The organism is Micromonospora sp. LOL_014 (genome assembly GCF_048060245.1).
Classification (GTDB): Bacteria; Actinomycetota; Actinomycetes; order Mycobacteriales; family Micromonosporaceae; genus Micromonospora_E.
The window spans coordinates 196,624-214,919 of the sequence record NZ_JBHMIP010000001.1 but is presented as its reverse complement, the minus strand read 5'-3'; the positions used below and the strand labels follow the sequence as shown (position 1 = coordinate 214,919).

Genomic DNA, 18,296 nt, shown 5'->3' with positions numbered 1-18,296 from the left:
GTCTACACCCCTCAGCTGACCGGGCCGCCGAAGGCCTCGATACGGTCACCGTCGGCCAGCTTCACCATCGCCCGCTTGGTCGCCTTGCGCTGACCGAAGCCGGTACGGGTGCGCTTGCGCTTGCCTTCGCGGTTGAGCGTGTTCACGGTCAGCACGCGGACGTCGAAGATCTGCTGGATCGCGATCTTGATCTGGGTCTTGTTGGCGTCCGGGTTGACCAGGAACGTGTACCAGTTCCGGTTGAGCTCGGCGTAGCTCTTCTCCGAGACCACCGGCGCCACGATGATGTCGCGCGGGTCGGCAATCGTGCTCACTTGTCGCCCTCCTCGGTCTGCGCCGGAACACCGAGGAACTCGTCGAGAGCTCCCTTGGTGAAGACCACGTCGTCGGCGACCAGCACGTCGTACGTGTTGAGCTGACCCACCTCGATGAGGTGCACCAACGGCGTGCTGTTGCGCAGGTTGCGCAGCGACAGCCAGTTGAGCTCGTCGGTCGCGCTCAGCACGACCAGCACCCGCGTGGCGGAGCTGACCTTGCGCAGCGTGGCCAGGGCGCTCTTGGTCGACGGCTGCTCGCCGGTGACGAACGCCTCCACGACGTGCAGTTGCCCGGACCGCGCCCGGTCGGAGAGGGCACCGCGCAGCGCGGCGACCTTCATCTTCTTGGGGGTCCGCTGGCTGTAGTCACGCGGCACCGGGCCGTGCACCACGCCACCGCCGGCGAACTGCGGCGCGCGGATCGAGCCCTGCCGGGCCCGGCCGGTGCCCTTCTGCTTGTACGGCTTCTTGCCGCCGCCGGCGACCTCGCCGCGGGTCTTGGTCTTGTGGGTGCCCTGCCGCGCGGCGGCGAGCTGGGCGACCACGACCTGGTGCATCAGGGCGATGTTGGCCTGTACGTCGAAGACCTCGCCCGGCAGGTCGACGGTGCCGCTCTTGGCACCCTCGGGGTTGATCACGTCAACGGTGGTCATTTGGCGGCACCGCCCTTCTTCGCCTGCGCCTTCGCCGCGCTGCGGACCAGGATCAGCGCGCCCGCCGGGCCCGGGATCGCGCCCTTGACGAGCAGCAGGTTGCTCTCCGGGTCGACCGCCTGCACAGTGAGGTTCTGCACGGTGTAGCGCACGCTGCCCATGCGACCGGCCATCTTGACGCCCTTGAAGACGCGACCCGGGGTAGCGCAGGCGCCGATCGAACCGGGCGAGCGGTGCTTGCGCTCGACACCGTGGCTGGCCCGCAGGCCGTGGAAGCCGTGCCGCTTCATGACACCGGCGAAGCCCTTGCCCTTGGTCCGGCCGGTGACGTCGACCCGGGCACCCGGCTCGAAGGTCTCGACGGTGATTTCCTGGCCCAGCTCGTACTCGCTGGCGTCCGTGGTGCGCAGCTCGACCAGGTGCCGCCGCGGCGCCACGCCGGACTTGGCGAAGTGCCCGGATTCCGGCTTGTTCACCTTGCGCGGGTCGACCGCGCCGAACGCGAGCTGGACCGCGGAGTAACCGTCCTTGTCGGCGGTCCGCACCTGGGTCACCACGCACGGGCCGGCCTGCACCACTGTCACCGGGACGACCCGGTTGTTGTCCCAGACCTGGGTCATGCCGAGCTTGGCGCCCAGGATGCCCTTCACTTGCCTGTCCATTGTCCGGTCCCTACAGCTTGATCTCGATGTCGACGCCAGCCGGCAGGTCGAGGCGCATCAGCGAATCGACCGTCTTCGGAGTCGGGTCGATGATGTCGATCAGACGCTTGTGCGTGCGCATCTCGAAGTGCTCGCGCGAGTCCTTGTACTTGTGCGGCGAACGGATGACGCAGAAACGGTTGATCTCAGTGGGCAGCGGCACCGGGCCTGCGACCTGAGCGCCGGTGCGCGTCACCGTCTCGACGATCTTCCGCGCCGAGGAGTCCACGACCTCGTGGTCATAGGCCTTGAGCCGGATGCGGATCTTTTGTCCCGCCATGGTGGCTTCTGTTCCTTCTCTCTCCGCCCGCAATGGAGCCCGCTCGCCGGAGCGGATGCCGCCGGTCGGACCCCGGCGCTGCCGTTTCATTTCGGTGTCCGACCCCCGCGGTCGGGCGTGTCGCAACCGCTGACCAGGCTCCACCCCGGGACTCCGGAGCGATCTGGCCCCACGCGGAGACGATCCCCACCGCTGAGGTCTTGGGCACCGGGCCAGGCCGGCGGCATCACCACCCCGGTCGACGAAACGGCGAAAGCCGTACGCTGCCGATCAGTGCGGGTGCCGCGGCAAATCTGCCCCGGACGCCGTGCGAGGGTGGCTGGCTGCCGGGCAGCCAGCCACCCTACGCGGACGCAACCTGACTAGTATGCCGTACCGAGGCACGGCATGGCCAATCGGGTTACCAGTTCACTTGATGATCTTGGTGACCCGGCCGGCGCCGACGGTGCGGCCACCCTCCCGGATCGCGAACTTCAGGTTCTCCTCCATGGCGATCGGCTGAATCAGCTTCACGCTCATCGAGGTGTTGTCACCGGGCATGACCATCTCGGTGCCCTCCGGCAGCGTGACCACACCGGTCACGTCGGTGGTCCGGAAGTAGAACTGCGGACGGTAGTTCTGGAAGAACGGGGTGTGCCGGCCGCCCTCCTCCTTGGAGAGGATGTAAACCGTCGCCTCGAACTCCGTGTGCGGGGTGGTGGTACCCGGCTTGATGACCACCATGCCGCGCTCGACGTCCTCGCGCTTGATACCACGCAGCAGCAGACCGACGTTCTCACCGGCCCGCGCCTCGTCGAGCAGCTTGCGGAACATTTCGATACCGGTGCAGGTGGTCTTCATCGACTTCTCACGGATGCCGACGATTTCCACCTCCTCGTTCGGCTTGAGCACGCCACGCTCGGCGCGACCGGTCACCACGGTGCCCCGACCGGTGATCGTGAAGACGTCCTCGATCGGCATCAGGAACGGCTTCTCGGTCTCCCGCTCGGGCTGCGGAATCGCGGTGTCGACCGCGTTCATCAGCTCCATGAGCTTGTCGGACCACTCTTCGTCGCCCTCCAGCGCCTTCAGCGCGGAGACCCGAACCACCGGCAGGTCGTCACCCGGGTACTCCTGGGCCGACAGCAGCTCACGGACCTCAAGCTCGACCAGCTCGAGCAGCTCCTCGTCGTCGACCATGTCGCTCTTGTTGAGCGCCACGACGATGTACGGGACGCCGACCTGACGGGCCAGCAGCACGTGCTCGCGGGTCTGCGGCATCGGGCCGTCGGTCGCCGCGACCACCAGGATCGCGCCGTCCATCTGCGCGGCACCGGTGATCATGTTCTTGATGTAGTCGGCGTGCCCGGGGCAGTCGACGTGCGCGTAGTGCCGCGCCTCGGTCTGGTACTCGACGTGCGCGATCGAGATCGTGATGCCGCGGGCCTTCTCCTCCGGCGCCTTGTCGATCTCGTCGAACGGCGTGTACGGGTTGAGGTCCGGCATCCTGTCGTGCAGGACCTTGGTGATGGCCGCCGTCAGCGTCGTCTTACCGTGGTCGATGTGACCAATGGTGCCGATGTTGACGTGCGGCTTAGTCCGCTCGAACTTCGCCTTCGCCACTGGTGTCCTCCTGTGGACTTCTTGGTTCGTACGCCCGGCGCGCCGTTCGGCGCTTAGGACTCTGTCGACAGCCTTTCCGGTCCAATGTCGGCGACCGGGAAGTGCTCGGGTCTTGCGGCGGTCACGCCTTCAGGCCCGGTATGCAATTCGCCCGAGACGGGCCGGGGAGGGTCAACTCCCCGACCCGTTACTCGCCCGTCGCCTTCGCGATGATCTCCTTCGCCACGCTCTGCGGCACTTCGGCGTAGGAGTCGAACTGCATGCTGTAGCTCGCCCGGCCCTGGGTCTTCGACCGCAGGTCGCCGACGTAGCCGAACATCTCCGACAGTGGCACCAGGGCACGGACGACGCGGGCTCCGCCGCGCTCCTCCATCGCCTGGATGATGCCACGCCGGGAGTTAAGGTCGCCGATGACGTCACCCATGTTCTCCTCTGGAGAGGTGACCTCAACGGCCATCATCGGTTCGAGCAGCGCGGGATCCGCCCGACGGGCGGCCTCCTTGAGCGCCATCGAACCAGCGATCTTGAACGCCATCTCGGACGAGTCCACCTCGTGGTACTGCCCGTCGACCAAGGTCAGCTTGACCCCGACCAGCGGGAAGCCGGCGAGGATGCCGTACTGCATGGCGTCCTGGGCACCGGCGTCGACCGACGGGATGAACTCCCGCGGCACCCGACCACCGGTCACCGCGTTGGCGAACTCGTAGGTCGGCGCCTCGTTGTCCAGCGGCAGCGGCTCCAGACTGATGATCACCCGGGCGTACTGGCCGGACCCACCGGTCTGCTTCTTGTGGGTGTACTCAACCTTTTCCACCTTCCGGCGGATGGTCTCCCGGTACGCCACCTGCGGCTTACCAATGTTGGCCTCGACGTTGAACTCGCGGCGCATCCGGTCGACCAGAATGTCCAGGTGCAGCTCGCCCATGCCGGCGATGACCGTCTGCCCGGTCTCCTCGTCGTTCTTGACGCGGAAGGTCGGGTCCTCCTCGGCCAACCGCTGGATAGCGGTGAAGAGCTTCTCCTGGTCGGCCTTTGTCTTGGGCTCGATCGCCACCTCGATGACCGGCTCCGGGAACGTCATCGACTCCAGGATGACCGGGTTCGCCGGGTCGGACAGGGTGTCGCCGGTGGTGGTCTGCTTCAGGCCCTGGACGGCGATGATGTCGCCGGCGACCGCCGTCGCCCGCTCCTCACGCTTGTTCGCGTGCATCTGGTAGATCTTGCCGATCCGCTCCTTGCGATCCTTGGTGGAGTTGATCACCTGGGACCCGGAGTCCAGCGAGCCGGAGTAGACCCGTACATAGGTCAGCTTGCCGAGGTGCCGGTCGGTCTGGATCTTGAACGCCAGGCCGGAGAACGGCTCCGTCGTTGACGGCTTCCGCAGCATCGGCGTCTCGCCGTCCGTCGCGGTGCCCTCGATCGCCGGCACGTCGAGCGGCGACGGCAAGTACTCGACCACCGCGTCCAGCATCGGCTGAACGCCCTTGTTCTTGAACGCCGAACCACACAGCACCGGGTTGCCCTTGTCGGCGAGGGTGGCCCGGCGGATCGCCGCCTTGACCTCCTCGACCGACAACTCCTCACCCTCGAGGTACTTCTCCATGATGGAGTCGTCCACGTCGGCGAGGGTCTCCAGCAGCTTCTCCCGCCACTCGGCGGCCGAGTCGGCGAGGTCGGCCGGGATCTCCTCGACCGCGTAGTCCTCGCCCTTCATCGTCTCACCACGCCAGGTCAGCGCCCGCATCTCGACCAGGTCGACGACACCGATGTGACCGCTTTCGAGGCCGATCGGGATCTGCAGCACCAGCGGGGTGGCGTTGAGTCGGTCCACCATCATCTGCACGCAGCGGAAGAAGTCGGCCCCGGTCCGGTCGAGCTTGTTGACGAAGCACATCCGGGGGACCTTGTACTTGTCCGCCTGCCGCCACACGTTCTCGGTCTGCGGCTCCACACCGGCCACGCCGTCGTAGACCGCGACCGCCCCATCGAGCACCCGCAACGACCGCTCGACCTCAACCGTGAAGTCGACGTGGCCCGGTGTGTCGATGATCTGGATCGTGTGGCCCTTCCACTCGCACTTGGTGGCGGCGGAGGTGATGGTGATGCCCCGCTCCTGCTCCTGCTCCATCCAGTCCATGACGGCAGCGCCCTCGTGGACTTCACCGATCTTGTACGTGATACCGGTGTAGAACAGGATCCGCTCAGTGGTCGTGGTCTTACCGGCATCGATGTGCGCCATGATGCCGATGTTGCGTACCTTGGCGAGCGCGTCTACGGCGGCCACTTCAATCCCTACTTCGTCTCGTCGTCGACTGTGTCTGCGCGGCTATGCCGGCGGGCATGACAGCGGCTTACCAGCGGTAGTGAGCGAAGGCCTTGTTGGACTCCGCCATCTTGTGGGTGTCCTCGCGACGCTTGACCGCCGCGCCGAGACCGTTGCTCGCGTCCAGCAGCTCGTTCATCAGCCGCTCGATCATCGTCTTCTCCCGGCGGGCCTTGGAGTACTGGACGAGCCAGCGCAGCCCGAGGGTGGTCGCCCGGGACGGGCGCACCTCGACCGGAACCTGGTACGTCGCGCCGCCGACCCGACGGCTGCGGACCTCCAGGGTCGGCTTCACGTTGTCCATGGCGCGCTTGAGGGTGACGACCGGATCGGTGCCGGACTTCTCCCGGCAACCCTCCAGGGCGCCGTAGACGATCCGCTCGGCGAGCTGACGCTTGCCTCGCAGCAGGATCTTGTTGACCAGCTGGGTCACCAGCGGGGAGTTGTACACCGGGTCCGCGACCAGGGGGCGACGCGGAGCAGGGCCCTTACGCGGCATCTCAGCTCTTCTCCTTCTTCGCGCCGTAGCGGCTGCGAGCCTGCTTGCGGTTGCGGACACCCTGGGTGTCCAGCGAACCGCGGACGATCTTGTAGCGGACGCCCGGAAGGTCCTTCACCCGGCCGCCGCGCACCAGCACGATGGAGTGCTCCTGCAGGTTGTGGCCGACGCCGGGGATGTAGGCGGTCACCTCGATCTGGCTGCTCAGCTTCACCCGAGCGACCTTGCGCAGCGCGGAGTTCGGCTTCTTGGGGGTGGTGGTGTACACACGGGTGCACACGCCACGACGCTGCGGGCTGCCCTTGAGCGCCGGCGTCTTGGTCTTGCTCGTCTTGTCCTGGCGGCCCTTACGGACCAGCTGCTGGATCGTTGGCACCGGGTTCCTTTGCTCCCTCCGGCCGCACGGGCGGCCGCACTCTTCCTCAGCCGCCCCGCAGGCCGACTCTCCTACACTCCGACCGGCCACCCACCAGGGCCCCGGCACCCGCGGTCGGGCGTGTCGCCCGCACACGGTCCCGGCCGTCAGCTGTCAACCACCGGGATCTGCACTTCGCCGTTGCGCTGCTCGATGACCATCGGCCCGGATCGGGCCGCCGGTCTGGATCGGGCGCACGCACGACTTGCCCGGGCAGGCCGGGCACAAGAGGGTAGAGTACCCACCACCCGCGCGCAGGTCAAAACGGCGACACCGAACTCCTGACCCCGGCTCCGCAATCTCCGAACCCGAACCCCGGACCTCGGATCGGCCGTCTGTCTGCTCCGCCGCAGCGGACCGCTCCGGTCACCAAGTGTACCGGTTCGCCCGGGTGCCGGCCCGGCGGGCGGCGTACTGCGCACCAACCGGATGCTCCCGCGGTTGTCAGGCGGCGACCAGCAGGAGCGCGAGGGCGAAGCCGAACAGGGTCACCGCCAGCCCCGCCCCGCCGCTACTGATCCCGGCGATCGCCAGACCACGGCCGGTGAACCGTACCGCCGGCGGCGGCGCGTTCTGCCGAACCTGGCGCAGACCGAGCAGGCCCAGACCGACGGCCGCCGCTCCGAAGGCGGCGCCGAGCAGGGTGAACGCCCCGGCGGCCCAACCACCCCAGCCGCCGTCCGCGCCGGCCAGGCCCAGGCAGCCGACGGCGAGCGACACCAGCACCGAGATGACACCGGCGATCAACGACGTCACCGCCAGGCCGGACACCACCGGCGGTACCTCCAGGTGCACCAGCCCGAAACTCGTGCCGGGCACCTGCTCCACTCGCCGTGGTGACAGCCGTCCCTCCGGCGGTGGCGGCGCCACCGGTCGGGCACCGGGCGGCCCGGCCGGCGGCGCTGCGGTCCCGTACCCCGGGAACTGGGTCACCTGCGTTCCTCCTCGTCCTGCGACCGGCCCGGCCGTGGTCCGGGACCGGACGGCCCCTCGGGCCGGCCCAGTGCCGCTGCGGTCAGTCGATACCGGGGCCGAAGTCCTGCCCGACCGGACCGGTGGCCCAGTCGAAGATGCCGAGCACCAGCGCCAGGGTCAACGTCACGGCGGCGAGGAGCAGGCCCGTCCAGGCCAGGCGTTCGCCGCGGCGCAGCCAGCCCGCCCCGGTCAGGTAACCCCGCGACGAGTACGCCTCCCGGCGCGCCTGGTTGGCCAGCAGCAGCGCCACCACGGCCGGTACCACGCCGCCGACCAGCAGCCCGGTGATCACCGCGACCAGCCCGAGCGCGAAGACGGCTCCGGCCTTGGTGGACCGCACCGGATCGGGGTCCGCCGGATGCCGTGGCGTCGGGTGCGCGGCCTGGGGCACCGGGGTCACCTGCACGGTGCCAGCCTACAAGCTGAAAACGCCTGCCCCGCCGCGGTCGCGGCGGGGCAGGCGCCTGGACAGTCGTACCTGCCGTTGATCAGCGGTAGGAACCGAAATCGAAGTCGTCCAGCGGTACGGCCTGCCCGCTGGCCGGCCCGAACCCGTAGTCGGTCTCCGGGTAGCCGGTCATCGAGTAGACCTTCGCCTTCGCTTCCTCGGTCGGCTCGACCCTGATGTTGCGGTACTTGCTGATGCCGGTACCGGCCGGGATGAGCTTACCGATGATCACGTTCTCCTTGAGGCCGATCAGCGAGTCGCTGCGGGCGTTGATCGCCGCGTCGGTCAGCACCCGGGTGGTCTCCTGGAAGGAGGCCGCCGAGAGCCAGGAGTCGGTGGCCAGCGACGCCTTGGTGATGCCCATCAGCATCGGCCGACCAGCGGCGGGCTCGCCGCCTTCGGAGACGAGCCGACGGTTCTCCGACTCGAATACCGCGCGGTCGACGAGCACACCGGGCAGCAGTTCGGTGCCGCCGGAGTCGATGACCGTCACCCGCTTGAGCATCTGCCGGATGATGATCTCGATGTGCTTGTCGTGGATCAGCACACCCTGCGAGCGGTAGACCTCCTGGACCTCCTGGGTCAGGTGGACCTGGACCGCCCGCGGGCCGAGGATCCGCAGCAGTTCGTGCGGATCGATGGTGCCCTCGGTGAGCTTCTCCCCGACGGTGACGTGGTCACCGTCGTGCACCCGCAGCCGGACCCGCTTGGAGACCTTGTCGTGGACGATCTCGTCGCTGCCGTCGTCCGGGATGACGACGATCTTCCGGGACCGTTCGCCGTCCTCGATCCGCACCCGGCCCGGGGTGTCGGCGATCGGTGCCTTGCCCTTCGGCACCCGGGCCTCGAAGATCTCCTGCACCCGGGGCAGACCCTGGGTGATGTCCTCACCGGCGACACCACCGGTGTGGAAGGTCCGCATCGTCAGCTGGGTGCCCGGCTCACCGATCGACTGGGCGGCGATGATGCCGACCGCCTCGCCGATGTCCACCGTCTTGCCTGTGGGCAGCGAACGCCCGTAGCAGGCGCCGCAGACACCCAGCTTCGACTCGCAGGTAAGCACGCTGCGTACCCGCACCGTCTCGACCCCGGCGGCGACCAGCTTGTCCACCAGGATCGAGTTGAGGTCCGCGCCGCGCTCGACCACGACCTCGCCGTCGGCACCCTTGATGTCCTCGGCGAGGGTACGGGCGTGCACGCCGGTCTCGGCGAACTCGTGCACCACCAGCTTGCCGTCGAGCCGCTCACCGACCTGCATGGTGATCGCCCGGTCGGTGCCGCAGTCCTCCTCGCGGATGATGACGTCCTGCGACACGTCGACCAGTCGACGGGTCAGGTAACCGGAGTCGGCGGTCCGCAGGGCGGTGTCGGCGAGACCCTTACGGGCACCGTGGGTGGAGATGAAGTACTCCAGTACCGACAGACCCTCCCGGTAGCTCGACTTGATCGGCCGCGGGATGATCTCGCCCTTCGGGTTGGCCACCAGGCCACGGATCGCCGCGATCTGCCGCAGCTGCAGCAGGTTGCCTCGAGCACCCGAGTGGATCATCTTCCACAGCGGGTTCTCGTGCGGCAGCGAGGTCTCCAGGTCCTTGGCAATCTCGTTGGTCGCCTTGGTCCAGATCTCGATCAGCTCGCCGCGCCGCTCCTCGCCGGTCATCAGACCACGCTGGTACTGCTTGTCGATCCGGGCGGCCTCCGCCTCGTACCGCTCCAGGGTCTCCTGCTTGTGCGGCGGTGCGACGACGTCCTGCATGCCGATGGTCACACCGGACCAGGTGGCCCAGTGGTAGCCGGCCTCCTTGAGCCCGTCCAGAGTGGCGGCCAGGGCCACCTTCGGGAACCGCTCGGCCAGGTCGTTGACGATCGCCGACAGCTGGCTCTTGCGGACCTCGTAGTTGACGAACCGGTAGCCGATCGGCATGACCTCGTTGAACAGCACCCGGCCGAGGGTGGTGTCGACGATCAGCGGCTCGCCGGGCTGCCACCCCTCGGGGGCCGCCCAGCGGGACGCGCCAGCACCGTTGTCGACCTCGACCACGCCGTGCAGCCGGATCCGGACCGGCGACTGCAGGTGCAGTTCACCGTTGTCGAACGCCATCCGGGCCTCGGCGTCCGAGCTGAACACCCGACCCGCCCCCACCAGACCCTCGGTCCGGTGGGTGAGGTGGTACAGCCCGATGATCATGTCCTGGGTCGGCATGGTCACCGGCTTGCCGTCGGACGGCTTGAGAATGTTGTTCGACGACAGCATCAGGATCCGGGCCTCGGCCTGCGCCTCGGCCGACAGCGGTACGTGCACCGCCATCTGGTCACCGTCGAAGTCGGCGTTGAAGGCGGTGCAGACCAACGGGTGGATCTGGATCGCCTTGCCCTCGACCAGCTGCGGCTCGAACGCCTGGATGCCCAGCCGGTGCAGGGTCGGTGCCCGGTTGAGCAGCACCGGGTGCTCGGAGATGACCTCTTCGAGCACGTCCCACACCACCGGCCGCTGCCGCTCGACCATCCGCTTGGCCGACTTGATGTTCTGCGCGTGGTTGAGGTCGACCAGCCGCTTCATGACGAACGGCTTGAACAGCTCCAGCGCCATCTGCTTGGGCAGACCGCACTGGTGCAGCTTCAGCTTGGGACCGACGACGATGACCGATCGGCCGGAGTAGTCGACCCGCTTGCCGAGCAGGTTCTGCCGGAACCGGCCCTGCTTGCCCTTGAGCATGTCGGACAGCGACTTCAGCGGACGGTTACCCGGGCCGGTGACCGGCCGGCCGCGGCGACCGTTGTCGAACAACGCGTCGACGGCCTCCTGCAGCATCCGCTTCTCGTTGTTGACGATGATCTCGGGTGCGCCGAGGTCGATCAGCCGCTTGAGCCGGTTGTTCCGGTTGATCACCCGCCGGTACAGGTCGTTGAGGTCGCTGGTGGCGAACCGGCCACCGTCGAGCTGCACCATCGGGCGCAGGTCCGGCGGGATCACCGGTACGCAGTCGAGGACCATGCCCCCGGGCGAGTTCCGGGTGCTGAGGAACGCGGCGACCACCTTGAGCCGCTTCAAGGCCCGGATCTTGCGCTGGCCCTTGCCGCTACGGATGATTTCCCGCAGGTTGTCCGCCTCGGCGTCCAGGTCCATGTGCTGCAGCAGGGTCTTGATCGCCTCTGCGCCCATCCCGCCGGTGAAGTACTCGCCGAACCGGTCGCGCAGCTCCCGGTACAGCAGCTCGTCGGTGACCAGCTGCTTCGGCTCCAGCTTGCGGAAAGTGTCGAGCACCTCGTCGAGCCGGTCGATCTCCCGCTGCGCCCGGTCGCGGATCTGGCGCATCTCCCGCTCGCCGGACTCCTTGACCTTGCGGCGTACGTCGGCCTTGGCGCCCTCGGCCTCCAGCTCGGCCAGGTCGGCCTCCAGCTTGGCGGCCCGCTTCTCGATCTCCGAGTCGCGGCTGTTCTCCGACTGACGCTTCTCCGCGAAAATCTCGTTCTCGATCGTCGAAATGTCACGGTGGCGTGCCTCGGCGTCGACCCCGGTCACCACGTACGACGCGAAGTAAATGATCTTTTCCAGGTCCTTTGGCGCCAGGTCGAGCAGGTAGCCGAGCCGGCTCGGGACGCCCTTGAAGTACCAGATGTGGGTGACCGGAGCGGCGAGCTCGATGTGCCCCATCCGCTCACGACGGACCTTGGACCGGGTCACCTCGACGCCGCACCGCTCACAGATGATGCCCTTGAAGCGGACGCGCTTGTACTTGCCGCAGTAGCACTCCCAGTCCCGCTGCGGACCGAAGATCTTCTCGCAGAAGAGCCCGTCCTTCTCCGGCTTGAGGGTGCGGTAGTTGATCGTCTCGGGCTTCTTGACCTCGCCGTGGGACCACTGACGAATATCGTCGGCGGTGGCGAGACCGATGCGCAACTCGTCGAAGAAGTTGACGTCGAGCACGTTTCGTGTCCCCTATGTCGTCGTCGCTACTGCTGGTTCACGGGGCCCCGGTCGGCGGCCCTGGGGTCAGGGCCGCCGACCGCGCCTCACACTTCCTCGACCGAGCTCGGCTCCCGCCGGGACAGGTCGATACCGAGTTCCTCCGCGGCCCGGAACACCTCGTCGTCGGTCTCGCGCATCTCCAGAGCCACGCCGTCGCTGGACAGCACCTCGACGTTGAGGCACAGCGACTGCAGCTCCTTGAGCAGCACCTTGAACGACTCCGGGATGCCCGGCTCGGGGATGTTCTCGCCCTTGACGATCGCCTCGTAGACCTTGACCCGGCCCAGGACGTCGTCCGACTTGATGGTGAGCAGCTCCTGCAGGGCGTAGGCGGCGCCGTACGCCTGCATCGCCCAGCACTCCATCTCACCGAAGCGCTGGCCACCGAACTGCGCCTTACCGCCGAGCGGCTGCTGGGTGATCATCGAGTACGGGCCGGTCGACCGCGCGTGGATCTTGTCGTCGACCAGGTGGTTGAGCTTGAGGATGTAGATGTAGCCGACCGCGATCGCGTCCGGCAACGGCTCACCGGAGCGCCCGTCGAACAGCTGGGCCTTACCCGAGCTGCCGATCAGCTGCACGCCGTCCCGGTTGGGCAGGGTGCTGCCCAGCAGGCCGGTGATCTCCTCCTCGCGGACACCGTCGAAGACCGGGGTCGCGACGTTGGTGTCCGGCTCGGCGTCGTCCGAGCCGATGGCGCGCAGCGCGGCCTTCCACTCGGCGTCGTCGCCCTCGACCTTCCACCCGGTCTTGGCCACCCACCCGAGGTGGGTCTCCAGGATCTGGCCGATGTTCATCCGGCCCGGCACACCGAGCGGGTTGAGCACGATGTCGACCGGGGTGCCGTCGGAGAGGAACGGCATGTCCTCGACCGGCAGGATCTTGGAGATGACGCCCTTGTTGCCGTGCCGGCCGGCGAGCTTGTCGCCGTCCTGAATCTTCCGCTTCTGCGCGACGTAGACCCGGACCAGCTCGTTGACGCCGGGCGGCAACTCGTCGCCGTCGTCGCGGGAGAAGGTCCGTACGCCGATCACCGTGCCGGTCTCGCCGTGCGGCACCTTCAGCGAGGTGTCCCGGACCTCCCTGGCCTTCTCGCCGAAGATCGCCCGCAGCAGCCGCTCCTCCGGGGTCAGCTCGGTCTCGCCCTTCGGGGTGACCTTGCCGACCAGGATGTCACCGGGGACCACCTCGGCCCCGATCCGGATGATGCCGCGCTCGTCGAGGTCGGCGAGCATCTCCTCGCTGACGTTCGGGATGTCGCGGGTGATCTCCTCCGGGCCGAGCTTGGTGTCCCGGGCGTCGACCTCGTGCTCCTCGATGTGGATCGAGGTGAGCACGTCCTGCTGCACCAACCGCTGGGACAGGATGATGGCGTCCTCGTAGTTGTAACCCTCCCACGGCATGAACGCCACGAGCAGGTTGCGGCCGAGGGCCATTTCGCCGTCGTCGGTGCACGGGCCGTCTGCGATGACCTGGCCGGCCTCGACCCGGTCGCCCTCGAAGACGGTCGGCTTCTGGTTGACGCAGGAGCCGGCGTTGGAGCGACGGAACTTGTGCAGCAAATAGGTCCGGCGGTGGCCGTCGTCCTGGTGCACGGTGACGTAGTCGGCGCACAGGTCCTCGACCACGCCGCCGGACTCGGCGATCACCACGTCGCCGGCGTCAACCGCGGCACGGTACTCCATGCCGGTGCCGACCAGCGGGGACTCCGCCTTGACCAGCGGCACCGCCTGGCGCTGCATGTTCGCGCCCATCAACGCCCGGTTGGCGTCGTCGTGCTCCAGGAACGGGATCATCGCGGTGGCTACGGAGACCATCTGCCGCGGTGAGACGTCCATGTAGTCGACGGCGGCCGGCGAAACGAAGTCGACCTCACCACCCTTGCGTCGGACCAGGACCCGGTCCTCGGCGAAGGTGCCGTCTGCCATCAGCGGCGCGTTGGCCTGCGCCTTGACGAACCGGTCCTCCTCGTCCGCGGTCAGGTAGTCGATCTGGTCGGTGACCCGGCCGTCGATGACCTTGCGGTACGGGGTCTCGATGAAGCCGAACGGGTTGACCCGCCCGAAGGTGGACAACGCCCCGATCAGACCGATGTTCGGGCCTTCCGGGGTCTCGATCGGGCACATCCGGCCGTAGTGCGACGGGTGCACGTCACGGACCTCGAAGCCGGCCCGCTCCCGGGACAGACCACCCGGGCCGAGCGCGCTGAGCCGCCGACGGTGGGTCAACCCGGCCAGCGGGTTGGTCTGGTCCATGAACTGGGACAGCTGCGAGGTACCGAAGAACTCCTTGATCGCCGCCACCACCGGGCGGATGTTGATCAGGGTCTGCGGCGTGATGGCCTCGACATCCTGCGTGGTCATCCGCTCGCGGACGACCCGCTCCATCCGGGACAGGCCGACCCGTACCTGGTTCTGGATCAGCTCGCCGACGGTACGCAGCCGCCGGTTGCCGAAGTGGTCGATGTCGTCGGCTTCGTAGCCCTCCTCACCGGCGTGCAGCCGGCAGAGGTACTCGACGGTGGCGACGATGTCGTCCTCGGTGAGCGTCCCCGAGTTGATCGGGACGTCGAGGTTGAGCTTCTTGTTGAACTTGTACCGGCCGACCTTGGCGACGTCGTACCGCTTGGGGTTGAAGAACAGGTTGTCGAGCAGCGTCTGCGCGTTCTCGCGGGTCGGCGGCTCACCGGGACGGAGCTTGCGGTAGATGTCGAGCAGCGCCTCGTCCACCCCGGCGATGTGGTCCTTCTCCAGGGTGGTCATCATCAGCTCGGACCAGCCGAACCGCTCCCGGATCCGGTCGGCGGACCAACCGATGGCCTTGAGCAGGACGGTGACGGCCTGACGCCGCTTACGGTCGATGCGGACACCGACGGTGTCGCGCTTGTCGATGTCAAACTCCAGCCAGGCGCCCCGGCTCGGGATCACCTTGACGCTGGACAGGTCGCGGTCAGAGGTCTTGTCCGGCTGCTTGTCGAAGTACACGCCAGGGGACCGGACGAGCTGGCTGACCACCACGCGCTCGGTGCCGTTGATGATGAAGGTGCCCTTCGGCGTCATCATCGGGAAGTCACCCATGAACACCGTCTGGCTCTTGATCTCGCCGGTGGTGTTGTTGGTGAACTCCGCGGTGACGAAGAGCGGTGCGCAGTAGGTCAGGTCCTTCTCCTTGCACTCCTCGATCGAGGCCTTGACCTCGTCGAAGCGCGGGCTGGAGAAGGAGAGTGACATGGTGCCGGAAAAGTCCTCAATGGGACTGATCTCGTCGAGGATCTCCGCGAGGCCGGATCGTGCGTGCGGGTCGTCAGCCGACCGGCCCTGCCAAGCCTCGTTGCCCACCAGCCAGTCGAACGACTCGGTCTGGATGGAGAGAAGGTTGGGGACCTCGAGGTGTTCGGTGATCCGGCCGAATGAGATTCGGCGAGGAGCGAAAGCGCTCGACGTACGACTGGTCTTCGCAGGGCGGGAAGCTGCCAAGATGCGTCCTTCCGAGGACCGGTGCTGCAGACGGCTGTTTCGCGCGCACTCCAAAGAACCTCGGTCAAAATATCCAGGATCGGACATTCCGGGCGCGAGGCAAGTCGGAAGGCAGCGCAAACTAGCAGTGTAGCCGAGCGGCTAACCGCTGTCCAGCCCGACGCCGAAGGACGTCGCGGAGCTGGTCGGGGCGACCGGGACCGGTGCCTCCGTACCGCTCGGAACGCGGCGTTCCCACGGAGCCTGGTGGGGGCTGGCGAACACCGGGACCCCTGGACCGGTCTCCCGATCCGGCGACCCGCTGCTGGTGCCATTACCCAGCTTTGGCCGTCGCAAGCCCGTGAAACAGCTTGCTGTAGTCAGCGTGCCTGCCGGTCCGTGCCGCGTCAAGGCCTGTCGTACGGGGAGATCGCCTACTACGTCAGCCGGTTGCCGGCCGGCCGGGCAGCCCGTCGACCCGGCCAAGGGCGAAATGCCCTGATCATCGGGCAGTCGCACCGGGTGTGCGAACGGGAACGGGCGGCAACCCCCGTCGGGGATCGCCGCCCGCAACCAACCTCGGTGTGGGTCAGGTCACTTGAGGGTGACCTTGGCGCCCTCCGCCTCCAGCTTGGCCTTGGCCTTGTCGGCGGTCTCCTTGTTGGCCTTTTCCAGGACCGGCTTCGGCGCGGCCTCGACCAGGTCCTTGGCCTCCTTGAGGCCGAGGCCGGTCAGCTCCCGGACCACCTTGATGACCTGGATCTTCTTGCCGCCGTCCGCGTCGAGGATGACGTCGAACTCGTCCTTCTCCGGCTCGGCCTCGGCCGGGGCGGCGGCCGGGCCGCCGGCGGCCGCGACGGCCACCGGCGCGGCGGCGGTCACGTCGAAGGTCTCCTCGAACTGCTTCACGAACTCCGAGAGCTCGATCAGCGTCATCTCCTTGAACGCGTCGAGCAGCTCGTCGGTGCTGAGCTTCGCCATGGTCGGCTTCCTTTCGAATTGATGACGTTAACGGGGCACCGGCGGGTCAGGCCTGCGTACCCTCGGATTCGCGCTTGTCCTGCAGCGCTGCCGCCAGGCGGGCGGTCTTCGACAGCGGGGCCTGCAGCACGGCCGCGGCCTTGCTCAGGTTCGCCTTCATGCCACCGGCCAGCTTGGCCAGCAGCACCTCGCGGGACTCGAGGTCGGCCAGCTTGTTGACCTCGGTCGCGGTGATCGCGCGCCCCTCGAAGACCCCGCCCTTGATGACCAGCATCGGGTTGGCCTTGGCGAAGTCGCGCAGGCCCTTCGCGGCCTCGACCACGTCGCCGGAGACGAAGGTGAGCGCGGTAGGACCGGTGAACAGCTCGTCTAGTCCGTCGATGCCCGCGTCCGACGCGGCCCGCTTGGCCAGGGTGTTCTTCGCCACCGAGTAGGTCGCGCTCTGTCCCAGCGAACGGCGCAGCTGGATCAGCTGGGCGACGGTGAGACCCCGGTACTCGGTGAGCACCGTGGCACCCGATTCACGGAACCGTTCGGTCAGGTCGGCGACCGCGGTCGCCTTGTCGGCACGAACCGGCTTGTCCGCCATGTCCCTCCTCTCTGGTGCTCCAGGCTGGTGGACGGCCGGCGGGTGGCCGGCCGGCCGGGAAAGTACCGCGCCCACGAAAAACGCCCCGGGCGCAGGGCGCACGGGGCGAGACAGCCGTCAGTTGACGGCGATGACTCATCGTCCGTTCCGCCCCTGCGCGGGCCGCCCGTGGAAACGGGACCTTCAACCGTGCCGAGGCACGGTGACCAGCGGTCTTTGGGTGTGGATACGGCAAGCGTACGGCACGGCACGGTCCGGCACCAAATCCGCCCGACACGACAGACGGTGGGGTGGGATCCGCCGGATCCCACCCCACCGTCTGTCGATCTGGACCGCTCAGCCTTCGCTGGTCGCCTCGTGCAGGTCCTTGACCACGTTCGGGTCCACCGGCACGCCCGGCCCCATGGTGGTGGTCAGCACGACCTTCCTGAGGTACTTGCCCTTGGCCGCGGACGGCTTGGCCCGCAGCACCTCGTCGAGTACGGCCGCGTAGTTGTCGATCAACTGGGCCTCGCCGAACGAGGCCTTCCCGATGATCAGATGCAGGTTGGAGTGCTTGTCCACCCGGAAGGCGATCTTGCCGCCCTTGATGTCCGAGACGGCCTTGGTCACGTCCATGGTGACCGTGCCGGTCTTCGGGTTCGGCATCAGGCCGCGCGGGCCCAGGATCCGCGCGATCCGGCCGATCTTCGCCATCTGGTCCGGAGTGGCGATCGCCGCGTCGAAGTCCAGCCAGCCGCCCTGGATCCGGGCGACCAGCTCGTCGGTGCCGACCTCGTCCGCGCCGGCGGCAACGGCCTCCTCCGCCTTCGCACCGGCGGCGAAGACGATCACCCGGGCCGTCTTGCCCGTACCGTGCGGCAGGTTGACCGTGCCGCGGACCATCTGGTCCGCCTTACGCGGGTCGATGCCGAGGCGCATCGCGACCTCGACCGTGGCGTCGAACTTCGCCGAGCTGGTCTCCTTGGCCAACTTCACCGCCTCGGCCGGGGCGTAGAGCTTCGTCCGGTCGATCTGCTCGGTGGCCTTGCGGTAGTTCTTGCTGCGCTGCATTGTCTCTGGCTCCTGTGGTCACTGGCGGGCGACGC

General features: G+C 67.8%; 15 protein-coding genes. All 15 read right to left on the bottom strand.

Annotation, left to right across the window (positions count from 1 at the left end; all coding sequences use genetic code 11):
* Window positions 1-11: 11 nt before the first annotated feature.
* A complete protein-coding gene (rplW, locus tag ACFHW1_RS00975) occupies window positions 12-314 on the bottom strand; it encodes a 50S ribosomal protein L23 (RefSeq protein WP_416551275.1) in 303 nt (100 codons plus the stop codon).
* The gene (gene rplD / locus ACFHW1_RS00970; RefSeq protein WP_416551274.1) at window positions 311-970 is read right to left on the bottom strand and encodes a 50S ribosomal protein L4; all 660 of its coding nucleotides are present in this window, start codon (window positions 968-970) and stop codon (window positions 311-313) included. Before rplD ends, rplW begins: the two co-directional genes overlap by 4 nt.
* Window positions 967-1,632 (bottom strand): 50S ribosomal protein L3, encoded by a 666-nt coding sequence (gene rplC, locus ACFHW1_RS00965; RefSeq protein WP_278173677.1) that lies wholly within the window; start codon window positions 1,630-1,632, stop codon window positions 967-969. Before rplC ends, rplD begins: the two co-directional genes overlap by 4 nt.
* Before the next feature lie 10 nt (window positions 1,633-1,642).
* The gene (rpsJ, locus tag ACFHW1_RS00960) at window positions 1,643-1,951 is read right to left on the bottom strand and encodes a 30S ribosomal protein S10 (RefSeq protein WP_007073037.1); all 309 of its coding nucleotides are present in this window, start codon (window positions 1,949-1,951) and stop codon (window positions 1,643-1,645) included.
* A 408-nt stretch (window positions 1,952-2,359) separates the two neighbouring features.
* Window positions 2,360-3,553, bottom strand: a complete 1,194-nt coding sequence (gene tuf / locus ACFHW1_RS00955; protein ID WP_281551894.1) for an elongation factor Tu — start codon at window positions 3,551-3,553, stop codon at window positions 2,360-2,362.
* Between the two features lie 187 nt (window positions 3,554-3,740).
* Window positions 3,741-5,837 (bottom strand): elongation factor G, encoded by a 2,097-nt coding sequence (gene fusA, locus ACFHW1_RS00950; protein ID WP_416551273.1) that lies wholly within the window; start codon window positions 5,835-5,837, stop codon window positions 3,741-3,743.
* 67 nt (window positions 5,838-5,904) lie between these two features.
* Entirely contained in the window at window positions 5,905-6,375 is a 471-nt protein-coding gene (rpsG, locus tag ACFHW1_RS00945) for a 30S ribosomal protein S7 (RefSeq protein WP_278112081.1), read from the bottom strand.
* Window position 6,376: 1 nt separating this feature from the next.
* Window positions 6,377-6,751, bottom strand: coding sequence for a 30S ribosomal protein S12 (rpsL, locus tag ACFHW1_RS00940; RefSeq protein WP_123606153.1), 375 nt, complete (start codon window positions 6,749-6,751; stop codon window positions 6,377-6,379).
* A gap of 483 nt (window positions 6,752-7,234) precedes the next feature.
* Window positions 7,235-7,609: a hypothetical protein gene (locus tag ACFHW1_RS00935; protein WP_416551406.1), complete on the bottom strand. Its 375-nt coding sequence runs from the start codon at window positions 7,607-7,609 to the stop codon at window positions 7,235-7,237.
* A 196-nt stretch (window positions 7,610-7,805) separates the two neighbouring features.
* Window positions 7,806-8,171 carry a hypothetical protein gene (locus ACFHW1_RS00930; RefSeq protein ID WP_416551272.1) on the bottom strand — a complete coding sequence of 122 codons (366 nt, stop codon included), beginning with the start codon at window positions 8,169-8,171 and terminating at the stop codon, window positions 7,806-7,808.
* 82 nt (window positions 8,172-8,253) lie between these two features.
* On the bottom strand, window positions 8,254-12,141 hold the full coding sequence (locus ACFHW1_RS00925) for a DNA-directed RNA polymerase subunit beta' (protein WP_416551271.1): 3,888 nt from the start codon (window positions 12,139-12,141) through the stop codon (window positions 8,254-8,256).
* An 86-nt stretch (window positions 12,142-12,227) separates the two neighbouring features.
* Window positions 12,228-15,659, bottom strand: a complete 3,432-nt coding sequence (locus ACFHW1_RS00920; RefSeq protein ID WP_416551270.1) for a DNA-directed RNA polymerase subunit beta — start codon at window positions 15,657-15,659, stop codon at window positions 12,228-12,230.
* A gap of 573 nt (window positions 15,660-16,232) precedes the next feature.
* Window positions 16,233-16,619, bottom strand: coding sequence for a 50S ribosomal protein L7/L12 (gene rplL, locus ACFHW1_RS00915; protein WP_416551269.1), 387 nt, complete (start codon window positions 16,617-16,619; stop codon window positions 16,233-16,235).
* Between the two features lie 46 nt (window positions 16,620-16,665).
* Entirely contained in the window at window positions 16,666-17,208 is a 543-nt protein-coding gene (gene rplJ, locus ACFHW1_RS00910; protein WP_416551268.1) for a 50S ribosomal protein L10, read from the bottom strand.
* Window positions 17,209-17,544: 336 nt separating this feature from the next.
* Window positions 17,545-18,261, bottom strand: a complete 717-nt coding sequence (gene rplA, locus ACFHW1_RS00905; protein ID WP_416551267.1) for a 50S ribosomal protein L1 — start codon at window positions 18,259-18,261, stop codon at window positions 17,545-17,547.
* Window positions 18,262-18,296 lie beyond the last annotated feature (35 nt).

What these genes read in the sequence shown, in the direction of transcription:
- rplD (WP_416551274.1), bottom strand. Translation starts at nt 970, where the DNA reads ATGACCACCGTTGACGTGATCAACCCCGAGGGTGCCAAGAGCGGCACC.
- rplC (WP_278173677.1), bottom strand. Translation starts at nt 1,632, where the DNA reads ATGGACAGGCAAGTGAAGGGCATCCTGGGCGCCAAGCTCGGCATGACC.
- rpsJ (WP_007073037.1), bottom strand. Translation starts at nt 1,951, where the DNA reads ATGGCGGGACAAAAGATCCGCATCCGGCTCAAGGCCTATGACCACGAG.
- rpsG (WP_278112081.1), bottom strand. Translation starts at nt 6,375, where the DNA reads ATGCCGCGTAAGGGCCCTGCTCCGCGTCGCCCCCTGGTCGCGGACCCG.
- rplL (WP_416551269.1), bottom strand. Translation starts at nt 16,619, where the DNA reads ATGGCGAAGCTCAGCACCGACGAGCTGCTCGACGCGTTCAAGGAGATG.
- rplJ (WP_416551268.1), bottom strand. Translation starts at nt 17,208, where the DNA reads ATGGCGGACAAGCCGGTTCGTGCCGACAAGGCGACCGCGGTCGCCGAC.
- rplA (WP_416551267.1), bottom strand. Translation starts at nt 18,261, where the DNA reads ATGCAGCGCAGCAAGAACTACCGCAAGGCCACCGAGCAGATCGACCGG.